Consider the following 13,427-nt stretch of genomic DNA (forward strand, 5'->3'; position numbering starts at 1 on the left):
ATCACATCCTCCCCTCTAAGAATCTCCCCAATTGAAGCTCTCGGGGTTGTTCCCCTCCTGCACCCATCGCTGGAAAGCAATTTCCTTGTCGCGTGAGTCTGCCTTGAGCTTTTGTTGTTGCTTTGGTTTTGTAGCTGACCTCATTTTCAAGGCCAACTCTCCGAACTTATCCCGGAACTTCTTGGCGGAAAGGACATTCACTTTCCAAAACGGGTCCGATGTTACCCAGTCAATAACATCTCGAATTAAATGCTTGTCATGGACCTTATCTAGCTCAACAAGCTTCCGAAATTCGTCTGCCCACTTTTGATGATCAGCCTTAATGATCAAATGTTGGAGCTCTTCTTCCTCTGCTACTGCTTTTACCTTTTCATAAAAGTATTGAGCCATTTTGAAATAATCACTGTCCTCGGAATAGGTCTTTGACCTGTTTCGAGAGGAAGAAGATTTCTTTTTACATTCTTGATCATTCTTAAATACTTCTTGTTTATGGTTATCCTGCTGGTTATGTGTTGGTTGAGTTTTGGTTATGTCTTGGTTAGAGTGCTGGTTATATTCTTCATCACTACCTTGATAAATGTCGTAATTAACAACGGTTATGAGCGTATACCAGTTGGTTGATTGGATGGTTAAAAATCCGAGTTTCTCTAATTTCGTTAAACAAGTACGGATTTTTTGGTTGGTTACATCTTTGTCATTGTTGAACCACTCATCGATAATTTTTTGCCGAGATGTTATTAATTGACCGCGCTTAACCTCAACCTCAGCTCCTCGATAGTAATCGATCCAGACGCCGTCTTTGTGATTTGCATTCAACACAATGTAAATAGCAATTAGCTTTTGTATTGCTGTAAGTTTTTGAAATGTCGAACTTTCCATAATACTACGGTGCAACTTTATCCAACCTCTCACATCACCACCTCTCTTTCATGATCACTGCGGATTACATACATACCCTCTGATAGTCATAGTCCGGTCCCTGCCGCAATTTTTTAAACTGTTTCGCTTCCATTTGCGAGTCCATGTTGAGGAGTAGGGCTTGTAAATCTCTCAATGTCGGTCTTTTATTGCCTCTCACCTTAGTGTTTCGGGCAATATACGCTGTCATTTCTCTTTCTTCTGTGATACCAAGTTGAGAGAATCTAGCTGCAATTTCCAAACGCCCTCCCAATTGTCTTGAATCATGAGCCAGCCCCCTGCTCCTGCTGCCTCATCCACGCTTCCAAAGATTCTCGCCGTAGCAGATACTTGGCCCCAATCTTTACATGTGGTATTTCCCCAGCCCTCAACATTGCGTAGAGCTTGTACTCTGAAATCGAGTTTTCAAAGACTTCCTCAAGGGCTTCTTTCACCGTGAGCGTGTTTCGTCTATTTTGCACAGGCTGTACATGCTGCTGTTGGAATAATGCTTGTGCCATCTGCTGGGCCAACTGCTGAACGAGCTGGTTTGGATCTGGTCGCTGTTCAATTGGCTGAGCTGTATGTACAATCACCGCTGGGCTAATAGAGCGATTTGTTTTCCTGCGCGTTGAAGTACGCATTGGTTATCCCCCTTGTTTTCTCACGCTTTAGAGGTCAAAAATCAGGTTTTAGGTGTAAACATACTCACCACCGATAAACCGACTTTGCAAACCCGCGCCGTTACAGGCTTTTTAATGGTCTAAATCGTGAGGATTTTACCCTTGTCTTCCCAATATTTTTTGCGTTGTCGTGCGCGGTTAACTTTTCGGGTTTGCAGTTCACGACATTTCAAGCAAAATTCTTGTCTGTTCGAGCGTTTAGTAAAAGAATTCCCGCAAGTCGCACACCTTCCGATGGACTGACCTTGTTCGCCAGCTGGATGTTTTCCCCAATACGCTAATTCCAGTGCCGGATCAACAGGCAGAACATGCATCTCAAAATATTGGCATCGAACCTTTCCTGCCTTTATTTGTTCTGGATACTGCTCATCATCTCGATAGAAAACACATTGAGGCTGAGTGTTCGAACTTAAATAGCAGCAGTTGGAATGGCCGTTACTATCAGGGCTGAATGATGCACATTGAGAGCGAGCCAACTTTCGGATCGGACGGAGAATGTCTTTTCTCGTCTTCAAGAGAATGACCACCTCTTTTCTGTCGTGAATTTCATGACGGTTCACACACGTTTTACTAGTAAGCTGATGGTAGCTGGGTAAATATGCAGCCTTTTACTACCCTCGCATGTGTTCAAACGTTTTAGATATCGCAAGACACGCCGTTAAACTCTTTGTACACTGGTCCGCCCACCCACCAGCTTTTATCTGACTTCGCCACTTCTTGCTCTGCCCGTTCTCTGCTGAAATAGACTCCAAAGATTAATTAGTCACGCTGTCCGAAACTTCTATGACAACCATCGTTTCTTTCTCCCTTTACCTCACCCTCGCATATAGTCCGGCATACAAAGGCCAACCTTCTGTAGTCTTAGCGGTCAATGCTTCCACTATTGTGATGCGCTGATAAACGTCACCGTTACGAACCTCGATGTGATCCCGTTCACCCAGGTAGATTTCTTCTCCATTAGCTTGCTGGATGCCAACTGTTCCGCTTTCAACGAACAGCCTGCCTGTTATAAACCCAGCCATTACGTCGGCTGTCTCTTTCATGTGATCTGATAGGAACATCATCGGTTTTCAGCCTCGCTTTCCTCGAGCTACTGCTTTCAATAGTTGCAGCTTAGTTCCAAGTAACAGGCGCTGCCAGGTTCCGCATTTGATTCGCATATACCGACCTCCATCCGTTCCCTACAATCCGAACGAAGCGATGTGTGGAAGACTCCACTTATTCGTCACGCCTTTGAGCATGCGGGCTTTTCAATTACAAAAATCTCGTCAAACTCCACTTCTAAAGCTTCCGTAATCCGCTTTGCGATTCGCGGGCTAGGGTTACGGTCGCCGTTGGCAATCTGTAGAGCCGTTACTTGCCCGATGTTTGCTGCTTCCGCAAATGATCGCTTCGAATGGCCCTTGCGAATAAGCAGCTCTTCAAAGTAGCCTTGATCCTTAAGCCGAATTTTCATGTTACCCCTCCTTTGTGTACCCGACTACACATAATATATCATGAGTGTGTAGTTAACGCAACAGTTTCAATGCAGAATAAATTCAATTTTGTTTCGGCAACGAAACACTTGTGCTAAAATATAAAAAACAATCTACGGAGGACATATAGATGAACCAAGTAGCGTTCGGGGAGTTTTTTAAAGAGCAGAGAATAAGAAGCGGCTATAAAAGCCAACGTAAACTAGCTTCAGTAAGTGGAGTTAGCAACGGCACAATAGCAAGAATTGAAGCGGGGACACAAAAAGCAACAATAGAGACACTTCGAATCCTTTCTAAGTATTTAACTTCTACCTCATATGGTGAAATGCTTGAAAAAAGTGGACATTTTGAAGGGTTGACGGACGAAAAAAGAGTTCAAATGATGTCTCACTATGATTTTCGCATTGAATTTACAGAAGAATTTAGAGAGTTGATTAAAAAAATGGCCCCTAGTGGAAAATTCACTGAGGAAGTAAAACAAGACCTAGTTAATTCCATTGAAAACTATGTCGATGAGAACTTTGAGTATACCCCAGAGGCTTTAATTGATTTGATGTATGAAAAAGGAGACGCTTCAGACATGGGTGATTTATATATGGAGGTACTGGAAACAGCAAAGAAACACGGAGTTGTTAACGAAAATAGCCCAAACTCGCCTTCGGCAACATCGAGAGTTTTTGATGAACATATTAGATCATTCATTCATTTGTTAATCGGCGATCGCGAGCATCCGTTTCTTGGAAGAATAGAAGGAGAAATTAGCGAAAGAATCGGAGCGTTATTCAAAAATCACAATGTGAAATCAAATAAAGAAGTGACTATTAGCGACAAAAACGGAATTAGAGACGATATACCTGACCAATTCGCAAATATGATAAATGATATCGATAATGCTCAGTTCAAATGGGATGTGCTTCAAGAGCTGCAGGACATTGCGCACGAATTTCACAAACGGTTCAATCCCGCATACGAAGTTGGAGCAAAACACCCCCGATCAATGGAGCTAACCGAAGTTATAGAAAACGTGAGCATCACTTACCACGGCCACACGGTCACCGATCAGGACAAGCAGCTCTTCACCGCATACCTCGATGCTCTGTTTCGCGATCGTATCTCTTCAGAGAAATAAAAAAATGCCACTCTTAAATACGAGTGACATGTCGCGAGTATATTTCTTTAATATTTTCTTTAGGCTTCGCGCTCTAATGAAGGAAAAAGTTTGACTGTCCTCGGATTAGAGGACAGTCGCGAGTGTCAGCTAATTAGAGGACAGTGGGTGTGAAATTCTTCGTAAAGATAGCACTTCTTAATTTAACCGATATACAACACTATGGAAATATTAAGGAGGTATTACATTGAAAATTCTACTGAATTGTTTTCCTTGCCATGATGTTTCAAAACTTTACCCTATAGAGATTCAGGATACCGCAATATACGAGATAGATTGTGACAAAGGGCATAAAACTGTACAAATTTTGAACGAAGCTCAGTTCGAAACATTATTTGAACTCGGATCACTTGCGTTATTAGACGGTTACACTCGGGAAGCGGTGTCTAGTTATGCATCTTCTCTTGAACGATTTCACGAATTTTGTATAAGAGTTTTGCTAAGTGTTCATGGAATTAATTATTCAGCTATGAATGAAACTTGGAAAATGGTTACTGTACAATCTGAAAGACAACTCGGTGCATTTTACTTTATATGGTTATTACACTATAAACAAACTCCTCCCAAGATTGCTCAAAAATGGGTTACCTTTCGGAATGATGTAATTCACAAAGGCTATATTCCTAAGTTCGAAGAAACCAAGCATTATGCTACTTCCCTTTATGAATACATGTTACCTATAATTATTGAATTTAAAAGAAACTATACAAAGAATTTTGAACACTTAAAAGACAAGGATTTTCTGATTGATAAATACGCTTCTTTATCTAGTCCTTTTGCTAGGGATACCTATTTTCTGTCAAAAGAAACTATGTTCAATTTAGTTTCTAGTAAAGATCCTTTTGGTAACTTTGACGAAGCATTAGCAATGCTAGCAAAAAGGAAAGATACACTTTATTCAAACTCGTTGTAAAGCGAAGAATACAGATTAACAAAGGTATCAATAAAGTCTGGCTGCCTACCCTAGTAAGAAGAGTTCAAAGTACTACTGACGAATTAACTTATCCATGTTATTTTAAAACGTCTTTATCAAAGAAGGAGGAATGGAAGATGGCAGTAACTAAAGACAAGAACGTTCAAAAGAACCCCTGGTACTTCACTATAGAAATTAACGAGAATGGAAAACGGAAAAGGATCAAACGCAGAGGATTCAAGACGAAAAAAGAAGCTGAAGCCGCCCAACGCGACCTATTAAACGAACTTGGACAAGGTTTAAATCTCGAAGCTTCAAAAGGTCTATATCGTGACTTTATGACTGACTGGCTTCAGGACAAAAAAACAAAAGTGAAGTCGCGCACCCTTGAAACGTATAGTAGCTTGGTGAATAACCACATTCTGCCGGCCTTAGGAAACTTGGCCCTCGCAGACATCACTCCTCGGCACATCCAAAATTTATATAATAAGCTTCAAGAGACAGGCAGACTTTCTGGAGAGAACATTCAAAAAGTCCACACCATTATCAACGAGTCGCTAAATAAAGCTGCGAGCTGGGATATGATTATTAAAAATCCTGCTGCTGTTGTCGATCGTCCCAAAGCCGAAACTAAAGAAATGATGTATTGGACAGATGAAGAGGCGCACCGTCTTCTTGGAGTTGCCAAAGACGATCGCTATTACTGTGCTCTGTTGATGGCAGTAACAACCGGAATGAGGCAAGGGGAAATACTAGGCTTAAGGTGGCAGGATCTTGATTTGAAGAACCGGACATTATCCGTAAGACAGATTCTTAACCATGACGGAAAAACTCTGGAGCCTGGAGCAAAAACAGCATCAGGTATCCGCTCCATCGGTATTGATAAGGTAACAGCAATTGAGCTGGAGAAACTGCGGCACCGAACCAAAGAGGAAAAGATGGCAAATCGAGATATTTATGAGGATAACGACCTGGTAATATGCACACAGCTAGGTACACCTGTTTCACCGCGAAATATTAATCGCACATTCTATCGCCTTACTGAAAAAGCAGGACTGAAAAGAATTCGATTTCACGATCTACGCCATACTCATGTTGTTATGCTCTTGAAAATGAGAGAGAACAATAAACGCATAGCGGAGCGTATGGGATGGTCAAGTGTGAAGATGCTGGATCGCTATTCGCACATTACACCACACATGCAAAAGGAAACGGCCGATGCTTTCGGGGAAATGTTCTTTTCGGCACCAAATGGCACCAAGAAATCTTTAGTGGAATAAAGGGCACCATTTCGGCACCAATTTTCATTTGTTCGTAAAAAAGGGGAACAAGCGGGGTCGCGTTAAAATAAGAAAAACCCTTGATTACCAAGGGTTTCAGCAGTTATTCTATGGTGATCCGGACTGGGTTCGAACCAGCGACCCCCACCCTGTCAAAGTAGATATTGATGTTGTTTAATATTGGTCAATGTCGGTTAACGCCTAATATATCAAGCTTCCGCGAAAATAGAAATCGATAATACAATTCCATTTCTGCCTTCCTACACTACAATTCGTCCCCAGTTCGTCCCCAAGCTGTCCCCACGTCAAAACAAAAAGAACCTGGTTTTTATGCCGGGTTCTTTTTGTTTTCTTTAGACCATTTTTGAATTGTGCTTAATCTAAACCTAATGTGTCTCCCTATGCGTAGATGTGGGATTTCTTTACTTATTATCATCTTATCTATCTCTTGAACTTTTACTCCAAGTAGATTAGCAGCTTCACTTTTATCCAAAAATGAATTCATTAATTTTAACCTCCTGAAGTTCCTCAGTATATTTACATGTACATTGTTAGATGGTATAATTCGCCAAAATCGCTGTTGTTGAAAGGAGATTATATGGCATACTCCCGCGGGAGATGCCTACTGCAACCAATCCTTGATTCAATTAATAAGCTTACTCAGGCAGAGCTCAGCAAACGAACCGGATATTCTACCAGGATGATTTCTCATTTCGCGCAGTTTGACGGAAAAGGTAATGGTAAAAAGATGTCTCCTGAAGCTATGTATACCATCAGTCTAGAGTTAAGGAATTATATTCCTGAGTTTGAAATGAGCCAACTGTATGATTGGATCAAAGAAAAGGTGTAGTAGGCGGAAGAGAAATTATTTCTCTCTCCTGCGAGTTTTTCAGGAACCTATAGGTTCTCAAATGGTGTATGTCTAGTCCTTTGACAATAGTCAACGGTCAATACAATGTGATATAGTTGTAATGTGTCTAGCTGGCACGATTAGAATAAGGACGTTCTGAAAGCTTCCCGGCAGAAGAACGTTCTTATTTTTTGTACTCATACTCGGATTAATTAGCATATTTACACCCCCTCCCCTTAATATCACTTATAATATATACTACGTACCGAATATTTCTGATGACATGAAATACATAAAACTTTCTTCAAATTTCGACACAATAACCAAAAAACTCCAATGCAAATAAAAAAAGAACGGTTTCCCGTTCTTAGATTTACCATCCGCCTCCATCATGCATTGTCTTAATAGTTCCCTCATCTGTTGCTGCCCCTACCGATCCTGTTACGATACTAAGAGCAGCTAACATTGTCAAAGCCACTTTTTTGAACTTCTTCATTTCCTGTTACACCCCTTGTTAAGATATTCAGGAAATCTGCATCTTGTACATCATTTGCTAAATGTTTGTACTTCCAGATAAGTGAAACGGCTTGTTTGAATCTTTTTGTATTTCCTAGTTGATCAGCCAATTCCGCCGCCCTTATAGCTTCAGATATCCCTAACTCGATGTTACCATTTTTCATGTGCAACATTGCTTTTGTTGACATAATATGCAACAATATTTTTTTGTGAAAAGGAGTTGAATGTTTTTCAAGATTAGTGATTACGCTTCCAAAATCATTCAATAGGCTTACCGCTTCGTTCAATTTACTGTATTTCACATAAGCATCCAAAATGTATGGAAATCCCATCGATTCATTTTTGTTATTAAACATCCCAAGATACTTATCAACATATTGAAATTCTCCACTAAGAATTTGTGTTAAATAAATGTTTTTTAATGCTATGTTTTTAAAATAATCGTTTATAGCAGAATACCGTTCCATAACTTTAATAGCATCAGTATAATTTTCTTGATCTCTCAATACAAAGCCTTGATATATTAAGGCTTCTCCACGAAAATTTTCATCAGTGGCGAGAGCTTCTAGTTCCTTTGCATATTGGTATGTGTTGATCCAATCATCTTGAGCATTGTAAAAGCGTACTATTCTCAAATATGCTTCCATTCTAATATCATCTGGCATGCATTTTAGGTATTCTAACATCCGTACAAGCGCCTTGTTCCCGTCTTCCATACTTCGATCTCTTAAAATGAAAAACCTAAAGAAGTAGCAGGCTGCCAATCGCTTGGAAAATCGATTATTATCTTTCTCAAAGATCAACTCTATTAAATGCTCTCCTAATTTTAGTTTATTTTCAAAATAGAGTCGTTTAACAACTTCATAAACAATGTTCAAATTGGTTAAGCTTTTATTAATTAGGGCACCAATTAATTTATTTGAAATATCAAGTTTGTCTACGACAATACATCTAAAGATAAAATCCTCACTTCTGTATCCGATTAGTTTGCCATCTTTATAGCATTCTCCGAAGTAAAGATGGTACAATTCCCCTTCCGCTAATTCAAACACCTTGCTTATATCATCAATAACCGAAATAGGAAATGTCCTCTTACCCTTAATATCCATGTATGAACTAAAATCACTTAAGTGTAGCTTATGCTGATCTTCTTGGTCTTTATTATTATTGACTTCGCGGACTAGATCAGATTTTGACCAGCCCCTTGACCACATTTGTCTTTGAATAGCTTGTCTTAATTCATGTTTGATAACATTTAATTCTTCTTCGCTATAAGCCAAGGTTACCACCTACCTAGCATTACTCGTATGGTCTGAACTTCTCTTTTAATTCCTCTGCTGACGTTTTACGATCCTCTATATCTTGACGTAGGAATAAACTTGTTTCTTTTGCTTTTTTAAGAGGAACTAACTTTCCTCTTTTAACAAGCGAATGCAAAGTTTGTCGTTCGATTCCTAGGTAATCTAAAACTTCTCCGGATGTCATTACATTATCAACTACGTATTTAGTCAATTTTTCCTTATTATCAATCATTAAATTGACCACCTTTGTTTCTCTGTTTGAATAAATACTACTACAGGCTACTTACATGTGTCAACAGCTTTTCCATTTTATTATATGTGATAAGATAAAAGTATTAGGTATTAAGGAAGAGGATGGGATATATGAGTATTAAACTTATGTCTCAATGGGAGGAAAGAAATGGGATTGACTCCCCCATAGTTCAAACGATAGTCGTTGAGAAACAAGGAGAAAGTATATTGGATCTAGCTTACCATATTTTGACAGAGTATGATTACATAATTGATAAATGGATTTTTACTGACAAAAATTCTATTAGTAGTGGCTGGGAAGAACATGGAATTGATGGGGAAATGTCTTATTCAAATCAGACCCTTTATATTGAAGATCATTCGTTAGATATTAGTTTAAAGATTGCGGTTGAAATTATGCGGCATATATTAAAATTGTCAGAGAACAGAGAAAATGCAATTGAGTTAATCTCTAAAGTAAGTCATGATCTAGAGATAAAACAACTTAAGTTCCAAGATGCCACGAATTTATTGATCGAGTCACTTTACAACTTAAAACTTGCCAGAGAAGCAGAAGATAAATTAGAAAAGTACGGATATAGTCATCCTGAAATTATTAATTTATCAAATAAGTATCGATGGTGATTAATCCAGACCTTTAAGGTCTGGTTTTTTCTTTACATTGGTGGAAACAACTTCTCATACGTTGCTTTTGGATCAATTTTCTTTGCAGCTATCAACACCTTATTAATGGTTGTTTGTCGTGGCGCGTATCCTTTCTCTCCTGCCATGCTATCTATAGTTTGACGATGCACTCCACTTTCTTTTGCAAACTCTACAGACGTTTTCTTTTGGTTGTCCAACCATTTACCGAATGGCGTTCTGTATTTTCCAAGACCAAACATCCTTATCACCTCACTAATCATGATGGACAAGGACGAATAATTTCATACGTTAACGTGTGAAGAAATTCGTCATATTGGACATTCACTGCCGCATCGGATAGTAACAACAAAACAGTTCGTTGCTGGTTTCGCACCACAGTTCGTTTAATGCGCCTCGCTTAGGAACGGCAAAACGAACAACAGCACCCAGTAATGACATTGTTTTATGAATTTCTGATCTATACGTTTTTATCGCAACTGTTTCTATCGAATCAACAACGAGGTGGCGTGAAAGGAGTTGGTGATCGGTGATTTTGGAAGTGATCTCATCTGCTGTGCTGGGATGTGTTGCATTGTATGCTCATTTGCAAAAGTCTGGAGTCGCAAACGACAGTGAAAAACTGAACAAGATTTTTTTGCTGACCGGATTGAATGTAAAAGACAAAGACAAAACCTATACCGCACAGCTCGTCAAAAAAATAAATCACTCATGGGGCACTGAGTACCGTTATCGCATTCCGTTGGGCCGTAGCTTTGAGGATTACCAGGCTAAACTCGCTCACATTCAAGACGGGTTGAACAATCGCAAAACCGCGCTGTCATTTTCCTTTACAGACCTTAAAACGATCGATCACACCAGCCCCAGACTCCCCCAACTCAAGATGCTACTTACAAAGAAAAAGACCGCCAAAAAGGAAGTTGAGCTTTCGTACGACGGGCTCCTTAAAGTGAAGGTTTACAAACAACCGATACCCTCCCTAGTCAAATATGAAGAAGTACTCGCTACGGGAAATTGGAATGTGCCTGTCGGCTTGATTAGAGAAGGTAATGCGATCGTTCATCATGATTTCGAGCAGATTCCCCACATGGTTGTTGGCGGCGCAACAAGATACGGCAAGAGTAACTTTTTGAATCTGATCATCACCACTCTACTAACTCAGCAGCCGGACAACGTACAATTCACACTGATCGATCTGAAAGGCGGCGTGGAGTTTTCGGACTACCGAAATGCAAAGCAGGTGATCCACTATGCTGAGGAGCCTGAAGAGGCCGAGAAGGCTTTGCGAGCGCTTGTTGAGGGTATGAGAGGTAAGCAATCGGTTATTAAACAGATGGGCTACAGGAACGTTCAGGAAGCCGGAGAGAAGGCCAGACACTTCATTATTATCGATGAGGTCGGAGAGTTGAATCCTGATGAAGCAGTAACCAAAGAGGACCGCGCTCTCAAGGAACGCTGCCAAACATATTTAAGCCAGATAGCGCGATTAGGAGCAGGTTTAGGGTATAGGCAAATACTCGCCACCCAATACCCTACTGGTGATGTCATTCCTCGCCAATGCAAACAAAACAGTGACGCCAAGCTATGCTTCCGTGTGCAGTCAGCTACGGCCTCCCGTGTAGTCCTCGATGAAACCGGAGCTGAAGCACTTCCCGAAATAAAGGGCCGCGCCATATTCCAGACCGCCGATAAGAGACAAATCGTGCAGACTCCTTTTATCGATCCGCAGACCATTCGCAAGGTTGTGCAGCCTCATATCACCATCAAATCCAGAAAGGAGCAGCATGATGCAGACAACCACCGTGAAACGTATAGAGAGACAGGAACAAATCCTCCACAGTCTGGACAGATTCGGTTTTTTGAGTAGGTCGCACATTCAACGGCTACACCGTCTAGGAGGCGACAGGAACGCTCAAAAGGTCCTCAAGTGTATGGAAGATTACCTTCAATCGTTCCGCGAAGAGGAATATGGCACAGTGTACTACCTCAATCGTGCTGGTCGGCATATGATCGGATCGCAAAAGGTCGTGCGGCGCACATTGCAAACAAAGCACACACTTATGCGTAACGATTACTTCTTTCACATGGGATGCCCGGTCAATTGGCGGAATGAAATTAAGGTGACAGACGGTAAAACCACCCTGGTTACAGATGCGCTTTTTACCAAAAATAAACGCCACAACTTTCTTGAAGTCGATAACACACAAAGCATGGCTGAGAACAGCGCAAAGTTAAAACGTTACAGGGAAATGTTTGATCGAGGTTTGTTTCAGAAGGAGTTTGGATACTTCCCCATTCTGCACGTCGTAACGGTCAGCAAAAGCAGAGTCAGGCGATTTACGGAGTTGTGTGAAGGATTGCCTGTTGAGGTATGCCAGATAAACGACATCATGTGAGGAGTGGTCAAGATGGCGAGAACAGAAGTTATCAAATTCCGTGATTTCATGGATGGGAATATGTCGAAGCCTAAAAAGCACGATCTGAAGAAACTTACAGATGCGCTGATTAAGACAGGTGCAATGGTACCGCTGGCTTTAGCCCCTGCTTTTCATGCGAGTGCAGCCGAAAGTATCCCCGTTGCCGCTACACAAGTCGTAGCCGGCGCAACATTACAGGTCCTAGCTCACGCTCTCGATCCATTAACACAAATACTTGTGGCCATCTCTCTGCCAGTAGCTTCAGTAGTCATGATCGGCGGTTGCTTCTTCTTTATGTTTGGGCAATCTGAACGAGCTTGGTCTACTATTCAAAACTCTGGTTTGGGATATCTGTTGATTCAACTCTCTCCCCTGTTCATTAAGGTGCTTGAGCAAATTGGCAAAAGTATATAAAAACTAACGCCCGTCTCCATATATGCTGGAACGGGCGTTGATAATTATTCATAACTCACCTTCATAATATCCAGGAAGGGTATTTTCCGTATTGTTTCGTTTTCCTCTACATGAACTAGCCTTGTACGGGAATCAAGAGCAGTGATCCGACCTCGGACTTTCTCAGGCATTCCCCAAACAGTCAACGCTCTCTCGTCGCCATCATCTTTTGCTTCAACGAGCTGGTTTCCCAATTCTTCTAATTCAAATTCATCCCGAGTCGGTCGTTTTGGTGTAGCTGACTTTGCCATAGAGTCCTCCTTAATCCGCTTTTACAGCCGTTATGTGATCCATAGATATCCATTGGCTATCTTCATCGGTAACGAGCTTAATTCTCCTGCCGTTCTGATCGATCCACTTTACTACTCCCCACATCGTACATATAGTTCCCAGGCTACCTTTCACTTGCTTCCACCACGTTACTGTAATAGCATAATCGGCCCGCGCTGAATCGTTGATAATGTAGTTTAATGACTCCAGTTCATCTTGCTCGATTATAGGCATGACTATGAGTCTATCATCCGCCTTCATCTGTAGGTACAACTCGCGCTGCTCAGGCAACACAAAACGCATTGAAAAA

General features: G+C 41.0%; 18 protein-coding genes. 7 read left to right on the forward strand and 11 right to left on the reverse strand.

Annotated elements, in window-relative coordinates:
- Positions 1–15: 15 nt before the first annotated feature.
- From ACUUHJ_RS21190 to ACUUHJ_RS21210, 5 genes are all read right to left on the reverse strand, one after another.
- Complete coding sequence (locus ACUUHJ_RS21190; protein WP_472299828.1) at positions 16–912, reverse strand: hypothetical protein; 897 nt, start codon at positions 910–912, stop codon at positions 16–18.
- 269 nt (positions 913–1,181) lie between these two features.
- The gene (locus ACUUHJ_RS21195) at positions 1,182–1,541 is read right to left on the reverse strand and encodes a helix-turn-helix domain-containing protein (protein ID WP_472299829.1); all 360 of its coding nucleotides are present in this window, start codon (positions 1,539–1,541) and stop codon (positions 1,182–1,184) included.
- A 119-nt stretch (positions 1,542–1,660) separates the two neighbouring features.
- Complete coding sequence (locus tag ACUUHJ_RS21200; RefSeq protein ID WP_472299830.1) at positions 1,661–2,095, reverse strand: hypothetical protein; 435 nt, start codon at positions 2,093–2,095, stop codon at positions 1,661–1,663.
- A 294-nt stretch (positions 2,096–2,389) separates the two neighbouring features.
- Positions 2,390–2,644, reverse strand: coding sequence for a hypothetical protein (locus tag ACUUHJ_RS21205; RefSeq protein WP_162309029.1), 255 nt, complete (start codon positions 2,642–2,644; stop codon positions 2,390–2,392).
- Between the two features lie 161 nt (positions 2,645–2,805).
- On the reverse strand, positions 2,806–3,036 hold the full coding sequence (locus tag ACUUHJ_RS21210; RefSeq protein ID WP_137027965.1) for a helix-turn-helix domain-containing protein: 231 nt from the start codon (positions 3,034–3,036) through the stop codon (positions 2,806–2,808).
- 149 nt (positions 3,037–3,185) lie between these two features.
- On the opposite strand from ACUUHJ_RS21210, the gene ACUUHJ_RS21215 reads away from it, so the two are divergent.
- The 3 genes from ACUUHJ_RS21215 to ACUUHJ_RS21225 all read left to right on the forward strand — a co-directional run bounded on the left by ACUUHJ_RS21215 (position 3,186) and on the right by ACUUHJ_RS21225 (position 6,416).
- Positions 3,186–4,184, forward strand: coding sequence for a helix-turn-helix domain-containing protein (locus ACUUHJ_RS21215; protein WP_472299831.1), 999 nt, complete (start codon positions 3,186–3,188; stop codon positions 4,182–4,184).
- 226 nt (positions 4,185–4,410) lie between these two features.
- Positions 4,411–5,136, forward strand: coding sequence for a hypothetical protein (locus ACUUHJ_RS21220; protein WP_472299832.1), 726 nt, complete (start codon positions 4,411–4,413; stop codon positions 5,134–5,136).
- Between the two features lie 137 nt (positions 5,137–5,273).
- Entirely contained in the window at positions 5,274–6,416 is a 1,143-nt protein-coding gene (locus ACUUHJ_RS21225) for a site-specific integrase (protein ID WP_472299833.1), read from the forward strand.
- A gap of 328 nt (positions 6,417–6,744) precedes the next feature.
- Here the strand turns inward: ACUUHJ_RS21225 and ACUUHJ_RS21230 are convergent, their stop codons facing one another.
- From ACUUHJ_RS21230 to ACUUHJ_RS21240, 3 genes are all read right to left on the reverse strand, one after another.
- Entirely contained in the window at positions 6,745–6,921 is a 177-nt protein-coding gene (locus ACUUHJ_RS21230) for an excisionase family DNA-binding protein (protein WP_472299834.1), read from the reverse strand.
- Between the two features lie 794 nt (positions 6,922–7,715).
- On the reverse strand, positions 7,716–9,062 hold the full coding sequence (locus ACUUHJ_RS21235) for a tetratricopeptide repeat protein (RefSeq protein WP_472299835.1): 1,347 nt from the start codon (positions 9,060–9,062) through the stop codon (positions 7,716–7,718).
- Positions 9,063–9,081: 19 nt separating this feature from the next.
- Complete coding sequence (locus ACUUHJ_RS21240; protein WP_472299836.1) at positions 9,082–9,315, reverse strand: helix-turn-helix domain-containing protein; 234 nt, start codon at positions 9,313–9,315, stop codon at positions 9,082–9,084.
- Between the two features lie 131 nt (positions 9,316–9,446).
- Here ACUUHJ_RS21240 and ACUUHJ_RS21245 point away from each other — a divergent pair, with 131 nt between their 5' ends.
- Positions 9,447–9,959, forward strand: a complete 513-nt coding sequence (locus ACUUHJ_RS21245) for a hypothetical protein (RefSeq protein ID WP_472299837.1) — start codon at positions 9,447–9,449, stop codon at positions 9,957–9,959.
- A 32-nt stretch (positions 9,960–9,991) separates the two neighbouring features.
- Here ACUUHJ_RS21245 and ACUUHJ_RS21250 read toward each other — a convergent pair whose 3' ends face one another.
- Positions 9,992–10,219 (reverse strand): transcriptional regulator, encoded by a 228-nt coding sequence (locus ACUUHJ_RS21250; protein ID WP_472299838.1) that lies wholly within the window; start codon positions 10,217–10,219, stop codon positions 9,992–9,994.
- 287 nt (positions 10,220–10,506) lie between these two features.
- Between ACUUHJ_RS21250 and ACUUHJ_RS21255 the strand changes: the two genes are divergently transcribed.
- Genes ACUUHJ_RS21255 through ACUUHJ_RS21265 form a run of 3 tightly spaced genes read left to right on the forward strand, consistent with a single transcriptional unit; the run spans position 10,507 to position 12,808 of the window.
- On the forward strand, positions 10,507–11,844 hold the full coding sequence (locus tag ACUUHJ_RS21255) for an FtsK/SpoIIIE domain-containing protein (protein ID WP_472299839.1): 1,338 nt from the start codon (positions 10,507–10,509) through the stop codon (positions 11,842–11,844).
- Complete coding sequence (locus tag ACUUHJ_RS21260; RefSeq protein ID WP_472301226.1) at positions 11,765–12,373, forward strand: replication-relaxation family protein; 609 nt, start codon at positions 11,765–11,767, stop codon at positions 12,371–12,373. Before ACUUHJ_RS21255 ends, ACUUHJ_RS21260 begins: the two co-directional genes overlap by 80 nt.
- Positions 12,374–12,385: 12 nt before the next feature.
- Complete coding sequence (locus ACUUHJ_RS21265) at positions 12,386–12,808, forward strand: hypothetical protein (protein WP_376897104.1); 423 nt, start codon at positions 12,386–12,388, stop codon at positions 12,806–12,808.
- A 44-nt stretch (positions 12,809–12,852) separates the two neighbouring features.
- Here the strand turns inward: ACUUHJ_RS21265 and ACUUHJ_RS21270 are convergent, their stop codons facing one another.
- Positions 12,853–13,098 (reverse strand): YolD-like family protein, encoded by a 246-nt coding sequence (locus ACUUHJ_RS21270; RefSeq protein ID WP_472299840.1) that lies wholly within the window; start codon positions 13,096–13,098, stop codon positions 12,853–12,855.
- Positions 13,099–13,108: 10 nt separating this feature from the next.
- Entirely contained in the window at positions 13,109–13,420 is a 312-nt protein-coding gene (locus tag ACUUHJ_RS21275; RefSeq protein ID WP_472299841.1) for a YolD-like family protein, read from the reverse strand.
- Positions 13,421–13,427 lie beyond the last annotated feature (7 nt).

It is taken from the genome of Brevibacillus schisleri (genome assembly GCF_055685845.1).

What these genes read in the sequence shown, in the direction of transcription:
- ACUUHJ_RS21195 (WP_472299829.1), bottom strand. Translation starts at nt 1,541, where the DNA reads ATGCGTACTTCAACGCGCAGGAAAACAAATCGCTCTATTAGCCCAGCG.
- ACUUHJ_RS21205 (WP_162309029.1), bottom strand. Translation starts at nt 2,644, where the DNA reads ATGATGTTCCTATCAGATCACATGAAAGAGACAGCCGACGTAATGGCT.
- ACUUHJ_RS21210 (WP_137027965.1), bottom strand. Translation starts at nt 3,036, where the DNA reads ATGAAAATTCGGCTTAAGGATCAAGGCTACTTTGAAGAGCTGCTTATT.
- ACUUHJ_RS21215 (WP_472299831.1), top strand. Translation starts at nt 3,186, where the DNA reads ATGAACCAAGTAGCGTTCGGGGAGTTTTTTAAAGAGCAGAGAATAAGA.
- ACUUHJ_RS21225 (WP_472299833.1), top strand. Translation starts at nt 5,274, where the DNA reads ATGGCAGTAACTAAAGACAAGAACGTTCAAAAGAACCCCTGGTACTTC.
- ACUUHJ_RS21230 (WP_472299834.1), bottom strand. Translation starts at nt 6,921, where the DNA reads ATGAATTCATTTTTGGATAAAAGTGAAGCTGCTAATCTACTTGGAGTA.
- ACUUHJ_RS21240 (WP_472299836.1), bottom strand. Translation starts at nt 9,315, where the DNA reads ATGATTGATAATAAGGAAAAATTGACTAAATACGTAGTTGATAATGTA.
- ACUUHJ_RS21245 (WP_472299837.1), top strand. Translation starts at nt 9,447, where the DNA reads ATGAGTATTAAACTTATGTCTCAATGGGAGGAAAGAAATGGGATTGAC.
- ACUUHJ_RS21250 (WP_472299838.1), bottom strand. Translation starts at nt 10,219, where the DNA reads ATGTTTGGTCTTGGAAAATACAGAACGCCATTCGGTAAATGGTTGGAC.
- ACUUHJ_RS21260 (WP_472301226.1), top strand. Translation starts at nt 11,765, where the DNA reads ATGCAGACAACCACCGTGAAACGTATAGAGAGACAGGAACAAATCCTC.
- ACUUHJ_RS21265 (WP_376897104.1), top strand. Translation starts at nt 12,386, where the DNA reads ATGGCGAGAACAGAAGTTATCAAATTCCGTGATTTCATGGATGGGAAT.
- ACUUHJ_RS21270 (WP_472299840.1), bottom strand. Translation starts at nt 13,098, where the DNA reads ATGGCAAAGTCAGCTACACCAAAACGACCGACTCGGGATGAATTTGAA.
- ACUUHJ_RS21275 (WP_472299841.1), bottom strand. Translation starts at nt 13,420, where the DNA reads ATGCGTTTTGTGTTGCCTGAGCAGCGCGAGTTGTACCTACAGATGAAG.